Annotated in this window: 17 protein-coding genes; 9 read left to right on the top strand and 8 right to left on the bottom strand. The window is 72.1% G+C overall.

The features are described from left to right. Positions 1-401: 401 nt before the first annotated feature. The 5 genes from mmuM to G6045_RS28830 all read left to right on the top strand — a co-directional run bounded on the left by mmuM (position 402) and on the right by G6045_RS28830 (position 5,426). Complete coding sequence (mmuM, locus tag G6045_RS28850) at positions 402-1,313, top strand: homocysteine S-methyltransferase (protein WP_165335070.1); 912 nt, start codon at positions 402-404, stop codon at positions 1,311-1,313. Between the two features lie 148 nt (positions 1,314-1,461). Then, complete coding sequence (locus G6045_RS28845; protein ID WP_165335069.1) at positions 1,462-2,544, top strand: WD40/YVTN/BNR-like repeat-containing protein; 1,083 nt, start codon at positions 1,462-1,464, stop codon at positions 2,542-2,544. A 129-nt stretch (positions 2,545-2,673) separates the two neighbouring features. Continuing rightward, positions 2,674-3,351: a uracil-DNA glycosylase gene (locus G6045_RS28840; RefSeq protein ID WP_165335068.1), complete on the top strand. Its 678-nt coding sequence runs from the start codon at positions 2,674-2,676 to the stop codon at positions 3,349-3,351. Further along, a complete protein-coding gene (locus tag G6045_RS28835) occupies positions 3,348-4,403 on the top strand; it encodes an N-acetylglucosamine kinase (protein ID WP_165335067.1) in 1,056 nt (351 codons plus the stop codon). Before G6045_RS28840 ends, G6045_RS28835 begins: the two co-directional genes overlap by 4 nt. A 99-nt stretch (positions 4,404-4,502) precedes the next feature. Next, on the top strand, positions 4,503-5,426 hold the full coding sequence (locus G6045_RS28830) for a sirohydrochlorin chelatase (protein WP_165335066.1): 924 nt from the start codon (positions 4,503-4,505) through the stop codon (positions 5,424-5,426). Between the two features lie 110 nt (positions 5,427-5,536). On the opposite strand, the gene G6045_RS28825 is transcribed toward G6045_RS28830, so the two are convergent. The 3 genes from G6045_RS28825 to G6045_RS28815 all read right to left on the bottom strand — a co-directional run bounded on the left by G6045_RS28825 (position 5,537) and on the right by G6045_RS28815 (position 9,563). Further along, the gene (locus tag G6045_RS28825; protein WP_165335065.1) at positions 5,537-6,538 is read right to left on the bottom strand and encodes a lactonase family protein; all 1,002 of its coding nucleotides are present in this window, start codon (positions 6,536-6,538) and stop codon (positions 5,537-5,539) included. Positions 6,539-6,586: 48 nt separating this feature from the next. Next, entirely contained in the window at positions 6,587-7,879 is a 1,293-nt protein-coding gene (locus tag G6045_RS28820) for a nitric oxide synthase oxygenase (protein ID WP_165335064.1), read from the bottom strand. A 178-nt stretch (positions 7,880-8,057) separates the two neighbouring features. Further along, positions 8,058-9,563 (bottom strand): FUSC family protein, encoded by a 1,506-nt coding sequence (locus G6045_RS28815; protein ID WP_165335063.1) that lies wholly within the window; start codon positions 9,561-9,563, stop codon positions 8,058-8,060. Between the two features lie 239 nt (positions 9,564-9,802). On the opposite strand from G6045_RS28815, the gene G6045_RS28810 reads away from it, so the two are divergent. After that, the gene (locus tag G6045_RS28810) at positions 9,803-10,297 is read left to right on the top strand and encodes an Lrp/AsnC family transcriptional regulator (protein ID WP_165335062.1); all 495 of its coding nucleotides are present in this window, start codon (positions 9,803-9,805) and stop codon (positions 10,295-10,297) included. A gap of 3 nt (positions 10,298-10,300) precedes the next feature. Then, positions 10,301-10,999 carry an HAD family hydrolase gene (locus G6045_RS28805; protein WP_165335061.1) on the top strand — a complete coding sequence of 233 codons (699 nt, stop codon included), beginning with the start codon at positions 10,301-10,303 and terminating at the stop codon, positions 10,997-10,999. A gap of 33 nt (positions 11,000-11,032) precedes the next feature. On the opposite strand, the gene G6045_RS28800 is transcribed toward G6045_RS28805, so the two are convergent. Next, entirely contained in the window at positions 11,033-11,923 is an 891-nt protein-coding gene (locus G6045_RS28800) for a methyltransferase domain-containing protein (RefSeq protein WP_328707937.1), read from the bottom strand. Between the two features lie 28 nt (positions 11,924-11,951). Here G6045_RS28800 and G6045_RS28795 point away from each other — a divergent pair, with 28 nt between their 5' ends. Further along, positions 11,952-12,398: a MerR family transcriptional regulator gene (locus G6045_RS28795; RefSeq protein WP_165335060.1), complete on the top strand. Its 447-nt coding sequence runs from the start codon at positions 11,952-11,954 to the stop codon at positions 12,396-12,398. 11 nt (positions 12,399-12,409) lie between these two features. On the opposite strand, the gene G6045_RS28790 is transcribed toward G6045_RS28795, so the two are convergent. The 3 genes from G6045_RS28790 to G6045_RS28780 are packed head-to-tail and all read right to left on the bottom strand — an operon-like array spanning position 12,410 to position 16,326. Further along, positions 12,410-14,479 (bottom strand): iron ABC transporter permease, encoded by a 2,070-nt coding sequence (locus G6045_RS28790; RefSeq protein ID WP_165335059.1) that lies wholly within the window; start codon positions 14,477-14,479, stop codon positions 12,410-12,412. A 3-nt stretch (positions 14,480-14,482) separates the two neighbouring features. Next, complete coding sequence (locus G6045_RS28785; RefSeq protein ID WP_165335058.1) at positions 14,483-15,469, bottom strand: ABC transporter substrate-binding protein; 987 nt, start codon at positions 15,467-15,469, stop codon at positions 14,483-14,485. Next, complete coding sequence (locus G6045_RS28780) at positions 15,466-16,326, bottom strand: ABC transporter ATP-binding protein (RefSeq protein ID WP_165335057.1); 861 nt, start codon at positions 16,324-16,326, stop codon at positions 15,466-15,468. Before G6045_RS28780 ends, G6045_RS28785 begins: the two co-directional genes overlap by 4 nt. Before the next feature lie 147 nt (positions 16,327-16,473). Here G6045_RS28780 and G6045_RS28775 point away from each other — a divergent pair, with 147 nt between their 5' ends. Next, positions 16,474-16,896, top strand: coding sequence for a secondary thiamine-phosphate synthase enzyme YjbQ (locus tag G6045_RS28775; protein ID WP_165335056.1), 423 nt, complete (start codon positions 16,474-16,476; stop codon positions 16,894-16,896). Between the two features lie 51 nt (positions 16,897-16,947). On the opposite strand, the gene G6045_RS28770 is transcribed toward G6045_RS28775, so the two are convergent. Further along, on the bottom strand, positions 16,948-18,246 hold the full coding sequence (locus tag G6045_RS28770) for an RICIN domain-containing protein (RefSeq protein WP_165335055.1): 1,299 nt from the start codon (positions 18,244-18,246) through the stop codon (positions 16,948-16,950). Between the last annotated feature and the right edge of the window lie 47 nt (positions 18,247-18,293).

Here is an 18,293-nt window from a genome sequence, read left to right as displayed (position 1 = left end):
TCCCCGACCCCCGCCGGACGTTCCGCGCCGCGCTCGGTCCCGCCGGACCGTGCGACGCCGGTCGTTCCCGTTCCTGCCACCGGTGCTGCCATGACGTCTTCCCCCTGCTGTCGTCCGCTCGGTCGAGCGGTGTGCGCTGCCCCGTTCCGGCGCCTTGCCGTTCTGTGTGCGGGGGTTCCTCCCCCGAACGCGGCCTCCCCCGGCCACCGGAACCCCCGCACACCGCATACGCTCCCGCGCCCGGCGTCCCGGGCGCATGGGCCGGGGGTCCCGGTCTTCCGGGCGATCCGTCCCGGGAGCTACGACGCCGGACTCCGCCTGCGGGCATCCATGATCTGAATCAACGACCTCACCCCACCGCCAGGTTGATCACGACCTCACACGGGCCCTAGCGTCGAAGCATGGTCACCTTCACGCAGGCGCTCGCAGCGGGACCGCTGGTGCTCGACGGCGGTCTGTCGAACCAGCTGGAGGCCGACGGGCACGACCTGAGTGACTCCCTGTGGTCGGCGCGGCTGCTCGCCGAGCGGCCGGACGCGGTGCGCGCGGCGCATCGCGCGTACTTCCTCGCCGGCGCCCGTGTGGCGACCACGGCCTCGTACCAGGCGACGTACGAGGGCTTCGCCGCGCGCGGGATCGACGCCGGCCGCACCACGGAACTCCTGTCCCTCAGCGTGCAGTTGGGACGCGAGGCGGCCGAACAGGCGCGTACGGAAGGTGTACGCGGCCCCCTGTGGGTGGCTGCTTCGGCCGGGCCCTACGGGGCGATGCTCGCGGACGGGTCCGAGTACCGGGGGCGGTACGGGCTGAGCGTGGACGAGCTCGAGGCTTTCCACCGGCCGCGGCTCGAAGCGCTCGCCGCCGCCGGTCCGGATGTGCTGGCGCTGGAGACGGTGCCGGACGCGGACGAGGCGCGGGCGCTCGTACGGGCCGTACGGGGGATCGGAGTACCGGCGTGGCTGTCGTTCAGCGTCACCGGCGGGCTGACGCGCGCGGGGCAGCCCCTGGAGGAGGCGTTCGCGCTCGCCGCCGAGGCCGACGAGGTGATCGCCGTCGGGGTCAACTGCTGCAGCCCACAGGACGCGGACGCCGCGGTGCCGCTCGCCGCGCGGATCACGGGCAAGCCGGTGGTGGTCTACCCCAACAGCGGGGAGCGCTGGGACGCCGTACGGCGTTCATGGTGCGGGCCCGCGACCTTCACCGCCGAGGGCCGGGCAGCCCGTTGGGTGCGGGACGGGGCCCGGCTGGTCGGCGGGTGCTGCCGGGTCGGGCCGGAGGGTATCGCCGCGCTGGCCGCGCAGGTACGCGAATAGCGGGAGAACCCCAACCGTCGCACCGGCGCCGGAATACTGCGAAACCAGCAGGTCCGGCCCGGTTCGGGCGCTGTTGTCAGTACCCGGGTGCAGACTGTGCGCACGTCGTGGACAACGAAGTCGACCGACCTGACGGAGGTGGCCTGAGATGGCCGAGGTACTTCTGACCGTGGGCACCCGCAAAGGACTCTTCATCGGACGTCGCCGCGCCGGCGTCTGGGAGTTCGGCGGACCGCACTTCAACGCGGAGGCGATCTACTCGATCGCGATCGACACCCGGCGCGGGACTCCGCGGCTCCTCGTCGGCGGGGACAGCGCGCACTGGGGTCCGAGCGTCTTCCACTCCGACGACCTCGGCGCGTCCTGGACCGAGCCCGCGAAGCCGGCCGTCAAGTTCCCCAAGGACACCGGGGCTTCGCTGGAGCGCGTCTGGCAGCTGCACCCGTCGGCGGCCGAGGAGGACGTGGTGTGGGCTGGCACCGAGCCGGCCGCGCTGTACCGCTCGGAGGACCGCGGCGAGAGCTTCGAGCTCGTACGGCCGCTGTGGGAGCACCCGACGCGCTCCAAGTGGGTGCCGGGCGGCGGCGGTGAGGGGCTGCACACGATCCTGACCGACGCCCGCGATCCCGGGTCGATCACGGTGGCGGTGTCGACGGCCGGGGTGTTCCGCACGCAGGACGGCGGGCAGACCTGGGCGCCGTCCAACTCCGGTGTGTCCGCGGTCTTCCTGCCCGATCCGAACCCGGAGTTCGGTCAGTGCGTGCACAAGGTGACGCGGGACGCGGTCGATCCGGACCGGCTGTATCTGCAGAACCACTGGGGTGTGTTCCGCAGCGACGACGCGGGCGCCAAGTGGGTCGACATCGGATCCGGCCTTCCGTCCGACTTCGGTTTCGCGGCGGCGGCGCACCCGCACCGCGGCGATACGGCGTATGTGTTCCCGATCAACGCGGACGCGGACCGGGTCCCGGCGGGCCGCCGTTGTCGCGTGTACCGGACCACTGACGCGGGCGCCTCATGGGAGCCGTTGTCGGCGGGTCTTCCCGAAGGCGATCACTACGGGACCGTGCTGCGGGACGCGCTGTGCACCGACGATCTGGACCCGGCGGGGGTGTACTTCGGCAATCGCAACGGCGAGGTGTTCGCGAGTGCGGACGACGGCGACTCCTGGCAGCAGGTCGCCTCGCACCTGCCGGACGTGCTGTGCGTACGGGCGGCGGCGATCGGCTGAGCGGCGGCCCGGGATGGAGGCGGCGCACGCGCTCGGTGGAGGCCCGGCGCACGACGGCCGGCTCCACCCCCGGGCCGTGCTCCCGACCGCGGTTGATCAGGACGTGCGTTACGCCACTAAGGTGACCTCGTGGCTGCACGACCATTGAACGAGATTGTCGAACCCGGCTGGGCCAAGGCACTTGAGCCCGTAGCCGAACGGATCGCCGCGATGGGCGACTTCCTGCGCGCGGAGATCGGCGCGGGACGTACCTATCTGCCGGCGGGACCCAACGTGCTGCGGGCTTTCCAGCAGCCGTTCGACGAGGTGAAGGTCCTGATCGTCGGGCAGGACCCCTACCCGACGCCGGGGCATGCCGTGGGGTTGAGCTTCTCGGTGGCGCCCGAGGTGCGGCCGCTGCCCGGCAGCCTGATCAACATCTACCGCGAGATGAACGCCGACCTCGGCCTCCCGCAGCCGTCCAACGGCGACCTGACGCCGTGGACCCGGCAGGGCGTACTGCTGCTCAACAGGGCGCTGACCACGGCGCCCCGCCGGCCCGCCGCCCACCGCGGCAAGGGCTGGGAAGAGGTCACCGAGCAGGCGATCCGTGCGCTGGCCGCGCGCGGACGTCCGCTGGTGTCGGTCCTGTGGGGCCGTGACGCGCGCAATCTGCGGCCGCTGCTCGGGCAGTTGCCGGCGGTGGAGTCCGCGCATCCCTCCCCCATGTCCGCCGACCGCGGCTTCTTCGGCTCGCGGCCGTTCAGCCGCGTCAACGACCTGCTCACCCAGCAGGGCGCCCAACCCGTGGACTGGCGGCTGCCGTGACCAACTCTTCTGACAGCAGGCCCGGTTGGGTGCTCGGCGTGGACTCCGGCGGGTCCGGGCTGCGCGTCGCGCTGGCTCCTGTCCCATCGGCCGACGACACGGTCCCCACCAAGGCGGGCGACCGCGCCGACACCGCGGTGTCCCGGCAGCCCGTCCGTACCGGACCGGGCGGCATCGACGCCGGGCACCTCATGGAACAGCTGGTGCCCATGGCCAAGGCGCTACTCGGCGAGGTGGGCGGCGACGGGGAGATCCGGGCCGTGGCCATCGGCGCCGCCGGCATGGCCACCCTCGGCGACGAGCTGCGCGACCTACTGCCCGACGCACTCGCCGAGGCGTTCGGCGTACGCAGGCTCGCCCTGGCCGCCGACGCGGTGACCGCGTACACGGGCGCCCTGGGCCAGCGTCCTGGTGCGGTGGTCGCCGCCGGGACGGGGATGATCGCGCTCGGCACCGAGGGCAAGAAGTGGCGCAGAGCGGACGGCTGGGGCCATCTGCTGGGCGACTGCGGCGGCGGCGCCTGGATCGGCCGGGCCGGCCTCGACGCCGCCCTGCGCGACCACGACGGGCGTCGCGGCGGTTCCGCGGCGCTGCGCGCCCGCGCGGAGGAGTTCTTCGACGGACCGGTGACGGAGCTCCCCGGCAAGCTGTATCCGCGCACCGACCGTCCCGCCGTGCTCGCGTCCTTCGTTCCCGAGGTGGCCCGCTGCGCCGCCGAGGACGACCCGGTCGCGGTCGGCATCCTGCGGGCCGCCGCGCTGCACATCGCCGAGGCGGCGGCCGCGGTGTGCCCGCCGGAGACCGAGTGCGAAGTAGCCCTGACCGGCGGCCTGTTCGGCATCGGCGACCTCCTCCTCGTACCCCTGAAGGAAGAGCTGTCCGTGCAACTGCCGCGCGCGCAGGCGGTGTCGGCGGACGGCAACCCCCTGGAAGGGGCCGTGGTGCTCGCCACCGCGCTCGCCCTCGATGCGCTGGCGCTGCCGTGCGACGGGCGATTGCTGCATGTTCCGGAGGAAACCGGTGGAGCGCCGACCCCTCAACATTCCCGATAGTGACGACAATTGTCACCATCAGGAAAAATACGGACGTATAACTCGCAGCTGCCCCCTCCCCGAACAGAAGAGCACCGCGAGCCAGTAGCATGCGGCGCCATGAGCTCCCCCACTGGGCCCGCATCCGGCCTGCCTGTACGAATGCCGCGACCCCGCCAGTCCGGTCGGCACCGCCGCCCGGAACCCGCGGTGGCTCCCGAGGGAGCACCCGCGCTTGTTCTCGCCGTGCCGGGCACGCCGAGCGCCGAGGCGCGCGCCCTCGGCGAAGAGGTCATCTCGATCGCCCGCTCCGAGCTGCCCGGCCTCGATGCCCGGATCGGCTACGTGGACGGTGAAGGCGCGGAGTACCCGAACCTCCAGACCGTGCTCGCGCACGCCGCCGAGCAGCGCGCCGCCCGCTACCAGCAGGCGCTGGCCGCCGGTGTCGAGGCCACCGAGCCGCAGGGCCCGGTCGCCGTGGTCGTGCCGCTCCTCGCCGGCCCGGACAACGCGCTGATGCGCCGGATCCGCCAGGCCGTCGTGGACTCCAGCGCGCCCGCCGAGGTCACCGATGTGCTCGGCCCGCACCCGCTGCTCGCCGAAGCGCTGCATGTGCGGCTCTCCGAGGCCGGCCTGTCCCGCGCCGACAGGGCCAGGCTGTTCACGGTGGCGACGGCGGCGGACGGCATCATCCTCGCCACCTCCGGCGGCGAGGAGGCGGTGCAGGCCGCGGGCATCACCGGCATGCTCCTTGCCGCGCGTCTCGCCGTGCCGGTGCTCGCCGCCGCGCTCGACGAGCCGGGTGCGGTCGCCGCGATCGCCGATCAGCTGCGCGCCTCGGGCTCCGGTCAGCTGGCGCTGGCCCCGTACGTGATCGGCCCGGAGGCGGCCGACGGTCTGCTGGACGCGGCCGTCAAGGAGGCCGGCTGCGCGATCGCCGAGCCGCTGGGTGCCTACCCGGCGATCGGCAAGCTGACGCTGTCGAACTACATGAACGCGCTGGGCATCGCCCCGCAGCAGCAGATGGGCGCGTCGGCCCGCTGACGCGCACGAGTCACATGTGAAGGGCCCGCCCGGACCGACCGGGCGGGCCCTCACGTTTCCGCAGGCGGGCTGAGACCTCCGCAGGCGACCTCAGCCGTCCGGCGATGCGCTCAGTCCGCGAACACCACGCAGGAGGCCGCCGGCACCGCGACCGACCCCGCACGCACCGGGACGCCGTCGGTGCCCGTGCCGAACCACGTCACGTCGCCCGACCGCTCGTTGGCCGCGTACAGGAACCGGCCGGAAGGATGCACGGCCAGGTCGCGCGGCCAGTGCCCGCCGCAGGCGGAGACGGCCACGAGGTCGGGGGCGCCGTCCGCGAGCGTAAAGGTGGAGATGACGTCCTCGCCGCGGGTCGCCGTCCACAGGAAGCGCCCGTCGGGCGAGACCGTGATCGCGGAGGGGTAGGCGTCGCCCTGCGGCTCGTCGGCGAGCACGGGCACCTCGCGCAGCGGTGTCAGGAGGCCGGCGTCAGCGTCCCAGGAGCAGACGGTGAGCGTGGGGTCCAGCTCATTCAGGACGTACACGAAGCCGCCGGCCGGATGGAACGCGAGATGCCTGGGCCCGCTGCCCGCCCGCAGGGCCACTTCCCGGCGGACCGCGAACGTGCCCTCGTCGAAAGCGCAGACCCGCACCGAGTCCGTCCCGAGGTCCACGCTGAGGATCCAGCGGCCGCTCGGGTCGGGCAGCACCTGGTGGGCGTGCGGGCCTTCCTGGCGCGCTTGGTGCGGACCGGAGCCCATGTGCTGGACGACGCTCGCGGGCCCCTCCCCCAGCGGCAGGACGGACACGCTTCCCGAACCGTAGTTGGCGGTGAGGACGTGACCGCCGGCCACGGCGAGATGCGTCGGACCCGAGGCCTGCACGGGCCTCGGCGTACCGATCAGGCGGGGCTCGTCCGCGGTCAGGTCGAAGACGCCGACCGAGCCCTCGTTCGCCTCCGACACGGCGTACAACAGATCGTCGTGCAGGGTGAGATACGAGGGATCGGCCAGCGCGTCGGTCGCCGCGACCACGTTCAGCGCCCCGGTGGCGGGATCGACGTCCGCCACCGTGACCCCGGGTCCGCCCGCCGAGGTGAAGGAACCGATGTACGCCCGTGCGCCCGCCATGTGCCGCCTTCCGTCCGCCGTGAGTTCGGGGCGACAGTAGCAGCCGGTCTAGACCATCGGGCACCCGTCGGAAGCGCTGAACGTACCGAGCCCGGCCGCCCGCGCCCGGGCGTCGGAATGGTGCACATACGCGGGATGGTGCTCCGTGGTGTCGTACGTCCGGTGGAAGACCGGTGTCGCCGAGCCCGAGATCGGCGGCACGATCCACGACCAGTCGGCGCCGACGGGACGGCCGCTGCGTTCCTCGCGGCCGATATGGGCGAGGAAGCGGCGGGATTCGGTGTGGTGGTCGGTGACCGTGACGCCCGCGCGGTCGAAGGAGTGCAGGACGGCCCGGTTGAGTTCGACGAGAGCCCGGTCGCGCCACAGCGAGCGCTCGTCGCGCAGGTCGAGGCCGAGACGGGCGCCGATGACGGGGAGCAGATCGTAGCGGTCGGTGTCGGCGAAGTTGCGCGCGCCGATCTCCGTCCCCATGTACCAGCCGTTGAACGGGGCGCTGGGGTAGCAGATGCCGCCGATCTCCAGGCACATGTTGGCGAGCGCGGGAACGGCGTGCCAGCGCAGTCCGAGCAGGTGGAACCAGCCGAACTCCGGGTGCTCGATCGGTACTTCGAGTACGGCTTCGGGCGGCAGCGGATACCAGTGCGGGCAGCTGCCCGGTTCCTGGATCACCAACGGCAGTACGTCGAAGGGGGTGCCGGGGCCGCCGGGCCAGCCGAGGGAGTGGGCGAGCGCGGTGAGCCCGGCGTTGCGCGGGTCACCCGTGACCGTGCCGTCCTCGGCGGTGTAGCCGGCGTACCGGATGAGCTGCTCGTTCCAGATCCGGGGCGCCGGGCGGCCCGGACGGTCGGGGGCGAAGACGGTGATCAGGGGGCGGATGCGGCCGCCGTTCGCGGCCTCGCGCAGATGCGTGACGCACTCGGCGGCGATGTCCTCTGCGCCGGAGAGGTGTCGCCGGTCGCGGATGCGCAGCGAGCGCCAGTACAGGCGGCCGATGCAGCGGTTGGCGTTGCGCCAGGCGACCCGTGCGCCGAAGGCCAGCTCGGCGTCGGTGTGCCGGTAGGTGCCGGTGGAGTCGAGCTCGGCGCGGACCTGTGCGAGCCTGCGGGCCGGATCCGCACCAGCCAGGTCCTCCCGGTGGTGGTGGGCGATGAATTCGGCGGCTTGCCGCCACAGCGGCCGCTGGTCGTGGCCGGGGTGGTCGCGGACCTTTTCGGCACCTGCCGACCGGCCGTCGTGCTGCGGAAGAGCATCGAGAAGCAGAGTGGAGGGGATGGTGCCCTCGGGCGCATGGCCGAGACCGGTGAGGGTGGCCTGGTCACGGCGCAGGAAGTTGCGCATGGTGTGTCCTCCCGCGTCCTGGGAGCACGGGCCGCTCCCGCACGGCCCGTGCGCTGGTCCCATGTGTGACGCGGGCTTACCCCCGGCCCTCACTGATCCACCGTGTATGTGCCCCGTGAAAGTGCCTCATTCAAGGGCCGGTTGTACATGCTGCAGGTGGGGCGCCGGGGCGCTGTTGTCAGGCTCCGGCCAGCGGGGAGCGCGGAGCCGTACGCAAGGGCGCGGCCAACGAGACGAGCGCCCGCTCCAGTGCGTGCAGATGCTCGAGGGCCGGTTCGGCAGCGGGGTGCGCGGGTGCGGCGAGTGGTTCCGGGTGGTGCGCCCCGGCGGCCTCGGCGCCGACGAGCGCGGCGACCGCGGTCTCCACGCGCGCGCACGCGGCGGTGAGCCGGGCGTCGTGCGAGGCGACCGGGTCGGCGGCGATCGCGGCCAGGCCCCGGATCTCGCGGGCGCAGTCGTCGAGCAGGGCGAGGATCTGACGGGCGCGCTGCTTGCGGGCGCGCTGCGGGCTCAGAGGGTGGACGAGCGGCGCGAGAGCCATCCGTACCCGGGCGAGCAGCGACTCCAGGTCACCGAGTGCCTCCTTGAGGAGCGCCGGATCGGCCGACGGGTCGCCGGCGAGCCGTCGCGCGGCCTCGGTGGTGCAGGTGTGGACGCGGCCGAGGGCGCGCTTGATCCACGCGTCCGTCGCGCGGTGGGTGGTGATCGGCAGCACGAACAGCACGGCGAGCGCCGCACCCAGCGCGCCGACGGCGGTCTCGACGAAGCGGAGCCCGAGCAGTCCGGGGTGGAGCACACCGAGCAGCCCGTACAGGAGGCCCGCCATCACGGTCACGAAGAACATCATCCAGCTGTACGAGGGCGCCGCGGTGTAGAAGATCCCGAAGACGCAGACGGCCACCAGAGCGGCGGTCGGCGCGGGCGCTCCGTGCAGCGGTACGGCGATCAGCAGGCCTGCCGCGATACCGATGACCGTGCCGAGGACCCGGCGGAATCCGCGGACGAGCGTCTCGCCGCGCGAGGCGGTGTTGACGAAGATCCACCAGGCGGTGCCGACGGCCCAGTACCAGCGGTCCCCCGAGACGAACTGTCCGAGGGCGACGGCGAACGTGCAGGCCGCCGCGGCCTGGAACGCCTGCCGGGTGCTCGGCCGGGCGAGGCCCCGCCCCTCGAGCGGGGCGGGCGGTACGGCGGGCGGGGTGCGGCGCTCGATGCACCACAGGCCGAAGCGGACCGTCGAGGACGCGGCCAGGGCGAGGGCCACGGAGGCGTACAGCTCGGGGAGTTGAGCGGGCAGCGCGTGCAGGAACTGCGTGACGAAGAACATCATGAACGCGAAGATCCCGAGCGCATGCCCGCGCGCTCCCCAGCGCCGCGCGTACACACCGGCGAAGACCACGGCCACGAAGGCCGCGTCCCGGGCGAGCGGCACCCCGTGCAGCGAGGCGGCGAGCGCGAGGACCGGGAAGCCGGCCGCCGGGAGCAGCGCGGTGGTCACGGCCTGGCGGCGGACGGTGGCGTCGGCGACGGTGAAGAGCGCGAGCAGGGCCGCGAGGCCGCCGGTGATGGAGGCCGTCAGCGAGAGCCCGGCGAGTTCGGCGGCCGCGACGGCCAGGCCGATGCCGAGCACCGCTCGCAGAGAGACCCGCAGGCGCAGCCGTCCCGGATCCGGTGCGACGAACATCCTCTTCACCGCGCTCACTCACCCCCGCCTGGCGCGCGCGTTCCCCGCGTACGCCCTCGCTGCGTGGTCCGCTCGGCCTGTGTCGCCGTACTCGGACATGGAAAAGGCGCCGCGGAAGGTCCCGCAGCGCCATCGACTGCATAAGGAAAGCATTCATGGGCCTAGTGGCTCAACTCAGGCCGAATGCCCTGAGCCATTGGTACAGTCGAAGCTTCATTCGTACGGCCACTGGAGGGCCAATGGCAGTCGATGCGCTGGATGCACGGATTCTGCGTCTGCTGATCGAGCAGCCCCGCACGAGCGTGCGGGAGTACGCGCGGATCCTGGGCATCGCGCGCGGCACCCTGCAGGCACGGATGGACCGCCTGGAGCGGGACGGAGTGATCACCGGGTCAGGGCCCACACTCTCACCGGGCGCGCTCGGCCATCCCGTCCTCGCCTTCGTGCACGTCGAGGTCACCCAGGGGCATCTCGACGACGTGGGGGACGCCCTCGCGCAAGTACCGGAGATCATCGAGGCGTTCTCGATCACGGGGGGCGGGGATCTGCTGACCCGGGTGGCGGCCCGGGACAACGCGCATCTGGAGGACGTCATCCAGCAGCTGATCTCGCTGCCCGGCGTGGTCCGCACCCGCACCGAGGTGGCGCTGCGCGAGCGGGTGCCGCACCGGGTCCTTCCGCTGGTGGAGCAGGTGGGCCGGGCCGCCGAGGCCGGACGGCCACGGCATGCTTGACGTATGAGCACCTCGAACAGCACCAGTCCTCTCGGCCGTACGGCGGTCGTCTTCGACCTCGACGGCACCCTCGTCGACAGCGAACCCAACTACTTCGAAGCCGGGCGCGAGGTGCTCGGGCGCTACGGGGTGACGCTCACCTGGCAGGAGCATGAGCAGTACATCGGCGTGTCCACCGCCGAGACGCTGCAGATCTGGCGGGACAAGTACGGCATCACGGACCCGCTCGACGAGCTCCTGGACGAGAAGAACGCCATCTACCTCCGGCTCGCCCGCCGCTCCACGCATGCGTACCCGGAGATGGTGAAGTTCGTACGGCGGCTGCACGAGGACGGGGTGCCGATGATCGTGGCCTCCGGTTCCTCGCTCGCCGCGATCCACGCGATCCTGGAGGGCACCGGCCTGGACGCGTATCTGACGATGGCCGTCTCGGCCGACGAGGTGGCGCACGGCAAGCCGGAGCCGGATGTGTTCCTCGAGGCGGCCCGCCGGCTCGGCGTGCAGCCGGCGGACTGCGTGGTCCTCGAGGACGCGGCGCCCGGCGCGGTGGCGGCGCACAAGGCCGGGATGCGCTGCATCGCGATTCCGTACGTGGCTTCGGCGGCGGACGACGCGGAGTTCGCGACCGCGGGGCTGCTGTTCCGCGGCGGCCAGCGGGAGTTCACGGCGCAGGCCGCGTATGACTGGATGAGCGCTCACTGAGGCCGGGGGCCACCCGGTCGACGCACCCGGCGCTCAGGGCTTCGTGCCGACCGCCAGGAACATCGGGATCGCCACGAAGAACCGGTCCGCGGCGGCCCGTCGGCGCTGGTCGGCGAGCCAGATCTCGGCCTCGTACGCGGTGATCGCGCCCGCTTCGTGGGCCGCCGAGGCCACCCCGGTGAGCAGCGGCAGGGCAGAGCCCTCGGTGAATGCGGCGGTGTGCACCTCCACGCCGATCTCCGTGAAGCCCGCGTCGAGCAGCAGGGCGCGATGGGCCCGTGCGGCCCGCGGGCTGGTGGTCAGGTCGGCGCGGGCCTGCACGATCGTGCGGGTCAGGGCCGGGTCGGCGGCGTCGATGACGAGCGTGTCCCAGTCCTGGCCCACGAGCACGGCACGCCCGCCCGGCACCAGGACGCGCCGGGCCTCGGACACGGCCTGCGCGGGGTCGGCGAGTGTGTGCAGGACCTTGTCGGCGCGGTAGCCGTCCAACGTGGCGTCCGCGAAAGGAAGTTCCGCGAGGTCGCCCTCGCGGAAGTCCCCCTTCGGGCAGCGCTCGCGGGCGACGTGCAGCATCTGCGGATCGAGGTCGACGCCCGTGACCTGGGCGCCGCGCTCGGCGAGTTCACCGACCGCCCGCCCGGCGCCACACCCCGCGTCGACGATCCGGCTGCCGGGGCCGGCTTCAAGCAGGTCGTACGTACGGCCTCGCAGTCGGCGGGCAACGGGCATGGCGTCCAGGGCGTCGAGCAGGGCAATCAGCTGAGGGACCGGGTCCTGGCCGGGCTGCTGACCGTGCGCGGTCTCGGCCGGGCCGGGGTTCGCGGTTTCGGACAGGGCTGGGTTCGCGGTTTCGGACGGGGCTGGGTGCGCGGTTTCGGACAGGGCGGGGTGCGCGGACTCTGCCCGCGTGGAGTGAGTGGACATGCGCCCCAGAGTGCGACTTCATGTCGGGATGAAGTCAACACCGGCCGGGGCCCTGAGCATTGGCGAGCTCGCGGAGCACTACGGGCTCGCCACCCATGTCCTGCGCCACTGGGAGAGCGTCGGCCTGTTGGCTCCCGGCCGGGATACCGCGGGCCGCCGTGTGTACGGGCAGGAGGACCTGCTCCGGGTCGGCGCGATCCTGTGTGCCAAGGACGCCGGGCTCTCCCTCGCCGAGATCCACGCCCTCACGTCCGCGCGCGCCGGTGCGCCGCGCCGCGTGCTGCTCGCGGACCGGCGGGCGGCTCTGCTGGCCGACATCGCGCGGCTCCAGGCCCAGCTCGCCCTCGTGGAGTGCGGCCTCGACTGCCCCCATGAGGACCTGCTGACCTGCCCCAACTTCCAGGCCATCGTGGCGCGGCGGGCCCACGAACAAGACCATGGCCCGGGGCGCGTCGGCACCCCGGGCCACAGCTGAACGGACAGGAGCTAGCGCCGACTGCGTACCAGCAGATACAGGAAGTACGGCGTGCCGATCACCGCGGTCATCAGACCCGCACCCAACTGCGCGGGCGCGATGGCCGTCCGGCCCACCACGTCGGCCGTGCAGACGAGGATCGCGCCGAGCAGCACCGAGACCGGTACGACACGGGCGTGCTGACGGCCGACCAGGGCGCGTGCGGCGTGCGGCGCCACGAGGCCGACGAAGGCGATGGTGCCGGCGGCCGCCACCGCGGTCGCGGTGAGCAGGACGGCGAGCACCAGGAAGCCCAGGCGTCCCCTGCCGAGGTTGAGGCCGAGCAGCCGCGGGGTGTCCTCGTCGAGCGAGACGAGGTCCAGTTCGGAGCGGCGGGCCACGGCGACGGCCACGCCGACGGCGAGCACCACCGCGAGGGGCCAGGTGTCGACGAAGGTGCGGCCGTAGGTGGAGCCGGAGAGCCAGGTCAGTGCCTTGGTCGCGTTGAACGGGTCGGTGAGGATGATCATCAGGCTGGTCAGCGCGTACCCGGCCGTCGCCATACCGAAGCCGACGAGCACCACCCGGTTCTGCTGGAAACCGCCCCTGGCGGAGAGGCCGAAGACGATCGCCGCGGTGACCGTCGCGCCGACCAGCGCGGCGGCGGCCACCTCCCATCCGCCGGCCGTCGGCACGGTGGTGATCAGGAGGATCGCGCCGACCGCGGCACCGTTCGAGACGCCCAAGGTGCCCGGTTCGGCGAGCGGGTTGCGGGTCACGGCCTGGATGAGCGTGCCGGCGAGCGCGAGTGCGCCGCCCGCGAGCAGCGCCGCCGTGACGCGCGGCATACGGGTGTCGAGGACGAAGGACACGCTCCGCGCGGCCCTGCCCTGCACCCAGTTGAGGACGTCGCCGAGCAGCAGCTTGGCGTCACCGAGCAGCACCGACGCGATCATCACGCCGACGAGGGTGATAACGAGGGCGATGGTGGTGGTGATGAACACGCCCCGGCTGCGGATCCGCAGCCGGTCGGCCGCGACCGAACCGCCCGCGTCCTTGACGCGTGCGGCGAGGACGACCAGGAACACCGCGCCGACCAGGCTGGTGACCACGCCGGTGGGCACCGCGACGGCGGTGTCGGCGGGGACGAGGGCCCGCAGGACCACGTCGGAGCCGAGCACCAGGGCGGCGCCGGCGAGCGCCGAGAACGGCAGGCTCGCCCGTGACTTGTTGAAGGTACGGAAACGGCGCGCGAGGAACCGTACGAGCGCCGGGGCGCACAGACCGACGAAGCCGATGGGACCCGCGAGGGTGACGGCGGCGGTCGAGAGCAGGGCCGCGAGGGTCACGGCCGTGATGCGGGTGGAGCGCACCGGCACGCCGACACCGCGGGCGGCGTCGTCGCCGAGCGCCAGGGCGTCGACGCGGCGCGCGAGCAGCATCAGGCCGACGAGCGCGAGGACGGCGACCGGGAGCATCTGCAGGATGCCGTCGAAGCCGTTCTGCGCGATGCTGCCCTGGTTCCACTCGTGGAGACCCTCGGTCTCCAGCGGGAAGAGCAGCAACAGGCCCTCGGTGATGGACGTCAGGCCCAGTGTGAGGGCGGTGCCCGCGAGCACGAGGCGTACGGTGCCGGCACCGAGACCGGACAGGGCCAGGACGACCGCGCCGGCGGCGAGCCCGCCGAAGAAGGCGAGGCCCGAGGAGGCGAGCAGCGGCAGCGAGACGCCGGTGGCCGCAGCGAGGCCGAGGGCGAAGTACGAACCGGCGTTGACGGCGAGGGTGTCGGGCGAGGCGATCACATTGCGGCTGATGGCCTGCAGGGTGTGACCGGCCATGCCGAGTACGGCGCCGATGAGCAGGCCGGCGACCATGCGCGGCAGCCGGGAGGCGATGACCACGGAGGAGTCGCCGGCGTCGGCCTGCCCGGTGAGCGCCTTCCAGACCTCGGAGGCGCCCACGTCGGCGGTGCCCTGCGTGATGTCGATGGCCGCGAGCACGGCCACGACAAGAACCAGGAGGGCCGTCACCGCGGCCGCGCCCGAACGGGACGGTGCGGCCGTCTGCGGACGGGTTGCGGGAGTGGTTGCGGTGACGGCCATCGGTTACTTGGTCAGCGCCTTCACGAGGTTGTCGATGTAGGCGCTCATCGACCCGGTGCCGCCGAACATCCAGATGCCGTCGTCAAGACGGTGCACGTTGCCCTTCTTCACGAACGGCAGCGAGGTCCACACCTTGTCCTTGGCGAAGATGCCGGTGAACGGGGTGCTGGACTTGTCGTCCTTGTTCGCGATGTAGGCGAAATGGACGTCCTCGGGCAGCTTGGTGAGGCCCTCGAGGTCGGTGTTGCCCAGGCCGTAGGCCGGGTCGCCCTCGACGGTCCAGGCGTTCTTCAGACCGAGCTTCTCGTTGACCGCGCCGATCAGCGAACCGCTGGTGAACGGGCGGATCGAGGCCTGGTTGCCGTCGACGTAGCCGTCGGCGAACGCGAGGTTCGCACCGGCGAGGTCGGCGTCGGCGAGCGCCTTCTTGCCCTCTTCGACCTTGGCGTCGAAGTCCTTCTTGAGCTGGTCGGCCTTGTCGGTGGTGCCGGTGGCCTGGGCCAGGAGGTCCAGGTTCTTGGTCATCTGACCGAACGGGTCCTTGGCGTCGGCGGGCTTCAGCGTGATGACCGTACCGACCTCCTTGAGCTGCTTGATCGCGGCTGCGGGGAGGTCCGTGGTCGCCACGATCAGGTCCGGCGAGAGGGCCGCGATGGAGTCCATGCTGGGCTCGCCGCGGGTGCCGATGTCCTTGGGGTTGCTGGTCAGCGGGACGGCCTGGTCCCACTGCTTGTAGCCCTTGATGTCGGAGACGCCCGCCGGGTCCACGCCGAGTTCGACGAGGTGCTCGACGATGTTCCACTCGGTGGCGATGACCTTCTTGGCCGGTCCGTCGAGCTTGACCTTGGCACCGGTGCCGTCGGTGAGGTTGATGGCCTCGGACGACTTCTTGTCGTCCTTCTTGTCGGCGGCGGGCTCGGTGGTTCCGCAGGCGGACAGAGTGAGAGCCGCTGCCGTGGTGACGGCCGCGGCGAGCAGAATGCGCCTCATGACTGGGTGGTGAGCCTTTCGCTTCGCGAGTGGTGACGGCCTATCGCGCGGGTGCGCAGATGGCCGGTGAGGGGATCTGTGTCGACCTCGATACGGATGCCGTACGTCTCGGTGAGCCGCTCGGCGGTGAGCACGGCCTCGGGATCGCCGTCGCCGATGACCCGGCCGTCGCACAGCAGCACGATCCGGTCGGCGACGGCCGCGGCCTGGTCGAGGTCGTGCAGGACGGCGCCGACAGCGATGCCGTGACCGTCCGCGAGGTCGCGCATGAGGTCGAGGAGTTCGACCTGGTAGCGCAGGTCGAGGTGGTTGGTGGGCTCGTCGAGGAGGAGGACGCCCGTCTCCTGGGCGAGACAGCCGGCGAGCCATACCCGTTGCAGCTGGCCGCCGGAGAGGTGCTCGACCCCGCGTTCGGCGAGGCCGGACATGTCCGTCATCGCGAGCGCGCGGTCCACGGCTTCCTTGCCGCCCGGATCGGTCTTGCCCCAGCGGCTGCGATACGGGTAGCGGCCGAACTCGACGACGTCGCGCACGGTCAGTCCGCTGGGCGTGGGCCGGCCCTGGGTGAGCAGGGCGACGCTGCGGGCGAACTCGCGCGGGCTCAGGGCGAGTCCGTCGGTGTCCGCGTCGAGCGTGAGGGTCGCGGTCCGTGGCCGCTGCAGCCGCGCGAGCGCCCGCAGCAGCGTGGACTTGCCGCTGCCGTTCGGCCCGACGAGCACGGTGACTTCGCCGGGGCGCAGCGTCATCGCGGCGCCATGGACGACGTCGACGCCGTCATAGGCCACGGTGACGTCCGTGGCGGACAACTCGTGTCCACGCGAACGCCGGTCCTCGGAGCTCTCTTCAACAACTCGCACGCCGGAAGGTTAGCCTAACCTTAGGGCTGCGCCATACGGGGGTCTGACCTGCAACGGACCCCGGAAGTCTCACCCTTCGCTTAAGGCTCAGCTTTTCGCTCACCCCAGGGACGTCACGAACGCTCCGAAGCCAGGACAATGGACGGCATGTCCGATGCCTTCACAAGCCGCATCCTCCAGCTGTCCACCGGCTCCTCGGAACGGGTGGTCGACCTCACCCGAGACTGCGAGGCCTTCCTCCGCGACGTGGCGTCCGGCCGCGACGGGCTCCTCAACATCTTCGTGCCGCATGCCACGGCGGGGATCGCCGTCATCGAGACGGGCGCGGGCAGCGACGACGACCTGCTCGCCGCCCTGCACTCGCTCCTCCCGGCCGACGACCGCTGGCAGCACGCCCACGGTTCCCCCGGCCACGGCCGCGACCACGTTCTGCCCGCGCTCGTGGCACCGCACGCGACCCTGCCGGTGATCGAGGGGAGCCTGGAGCTGGGGACCTGGCAGTCGGTGTGCCTGGTGGACACCAATGTGGACAACCCGGAGCGGCGGGTGCGGTTGAGCTTCCTGGGCTGAGCAGTACCCGGGCGCGGCCCCGCTGGGCCGCGCCCGGGATGCCCAGGTGTGTCACTGGAACTGTGCGAAGAACCTCCATATCTCTGCCTTGGTCCAGGTGGTGATGCCGCTTTCGCCGGTCGAGCCGTCGACGGGACCGGGGATGTGGCCTCCGTCGAACGCGGCCCATTGGACCGGGTATCCGGCGCGGCAGCCCGAGTAGGCCGTGGTGATGTGGGTGCGGCTGCCCGGTGCGGGTTCGCGCGGGCTCTGGGCGGTGCAGCCGTTGTTGGCGACGAACTTGTCGCGCAGGGACCGTCCTTGCGCGATGCCCAGGACGTTGTCGCTGATGCCGTGGATGCCGAAGTAGGCGATGGGCTGGGTACCGCCGCTGCACCCACTGATCTGGGCGCCGGATATGACCGCGACGGCCCGGAAGGCGTTCGCCCGGGTGCAGGCGAGTGCGTAGCTCATGCCGCCGCCCCAGCTGAATCCGGTGGCGAAGCGCTGTGCCGGGTTGACACAGAGGCCGCCCTCGATGCGCCGGATCATGTCGTCGACGAAGGTGACGTCCTCACCGCCCGTATTGGCCCAACCGTTGCCGAGCCCCTGGGGGGCGACGAGGATCGCGCTGTTGGCGGACTGCTCCTGCTGGCCGTAATAGGACCAGGCGGTCCCGCTCGTTCCACCCGAGGAGATCTCGCCGGCGGTTCCGCCCCGCCAGTGGAACGCGAAGATCAGCCGGTAGGGGTGGCTGCTGTCGTAGTTGGCGGGAACTCTGAGGATGAAGCTGCGGCTCTTGCCGCCGCTCTGGATCGTGTGCGTACCGCTCGCCAGCGTCGGGGCGCTGCCGCATGCCCCGCCACCGGAAGACAGCTTGACCAGCTGCCATTGCTGGTTGGCGCCGCCCCAGTCGCTGTACTGGACGACGTTGGCGCCGTCGGCGGTGGAGGCGCCCTGCACCTCCACGGCCTTGCCGCTGTTGCGGTTGATCAGCCGGACGTGGCCGGCGTCGGAGTCGGCCAGGCGGAACTGCTGATTGGCTCCGTTGTGGTCGGCGTACTGCTGGATCGCCGCACCGTCGGCGGTCGAGGCGCCGGCCACGTCGAGGACCTTGCCCGAATGCCGGGCCTTGAGCCGGTAGAAGCCGTCGCCGGAGTCCACGAACTGCCACTGCTGGTTGGCTCCGTCGTGGCGCGTCCACTGGCTGATCCGCGCGCCGTCGGCGGTGGACGTGCCGGAGACGTCAAGTGCCTTGCCGCTGTTGCGGTTGACCAGGACGTACCAGGCATTGGTGTCCACCGTCGCCGCCTCGGCGGGCGCCGGATTCACCGTGCCGAGCAAGCCGATCACAAGGGTGGCCGCCACCATGGCGGCCAGCCGGGCCCACCAGCGGGGTCTCGGGGGCGGGGCAGGGG

The organism is Streptomyces mesophilus (assembly GCF_011044995.1).
GTDB classification, from domain to species: domain Bacteria; phylum Actinomycetota; class Actinomycetes; order Streptomycetales; family Streptomycetaceae; genus Streptomyces; species Streptomyces mesophilus.
Note: the sequence above shows the minus strand (reverse complement) of the source record. Positions and strands in the feature narration are given on the sequence as shown.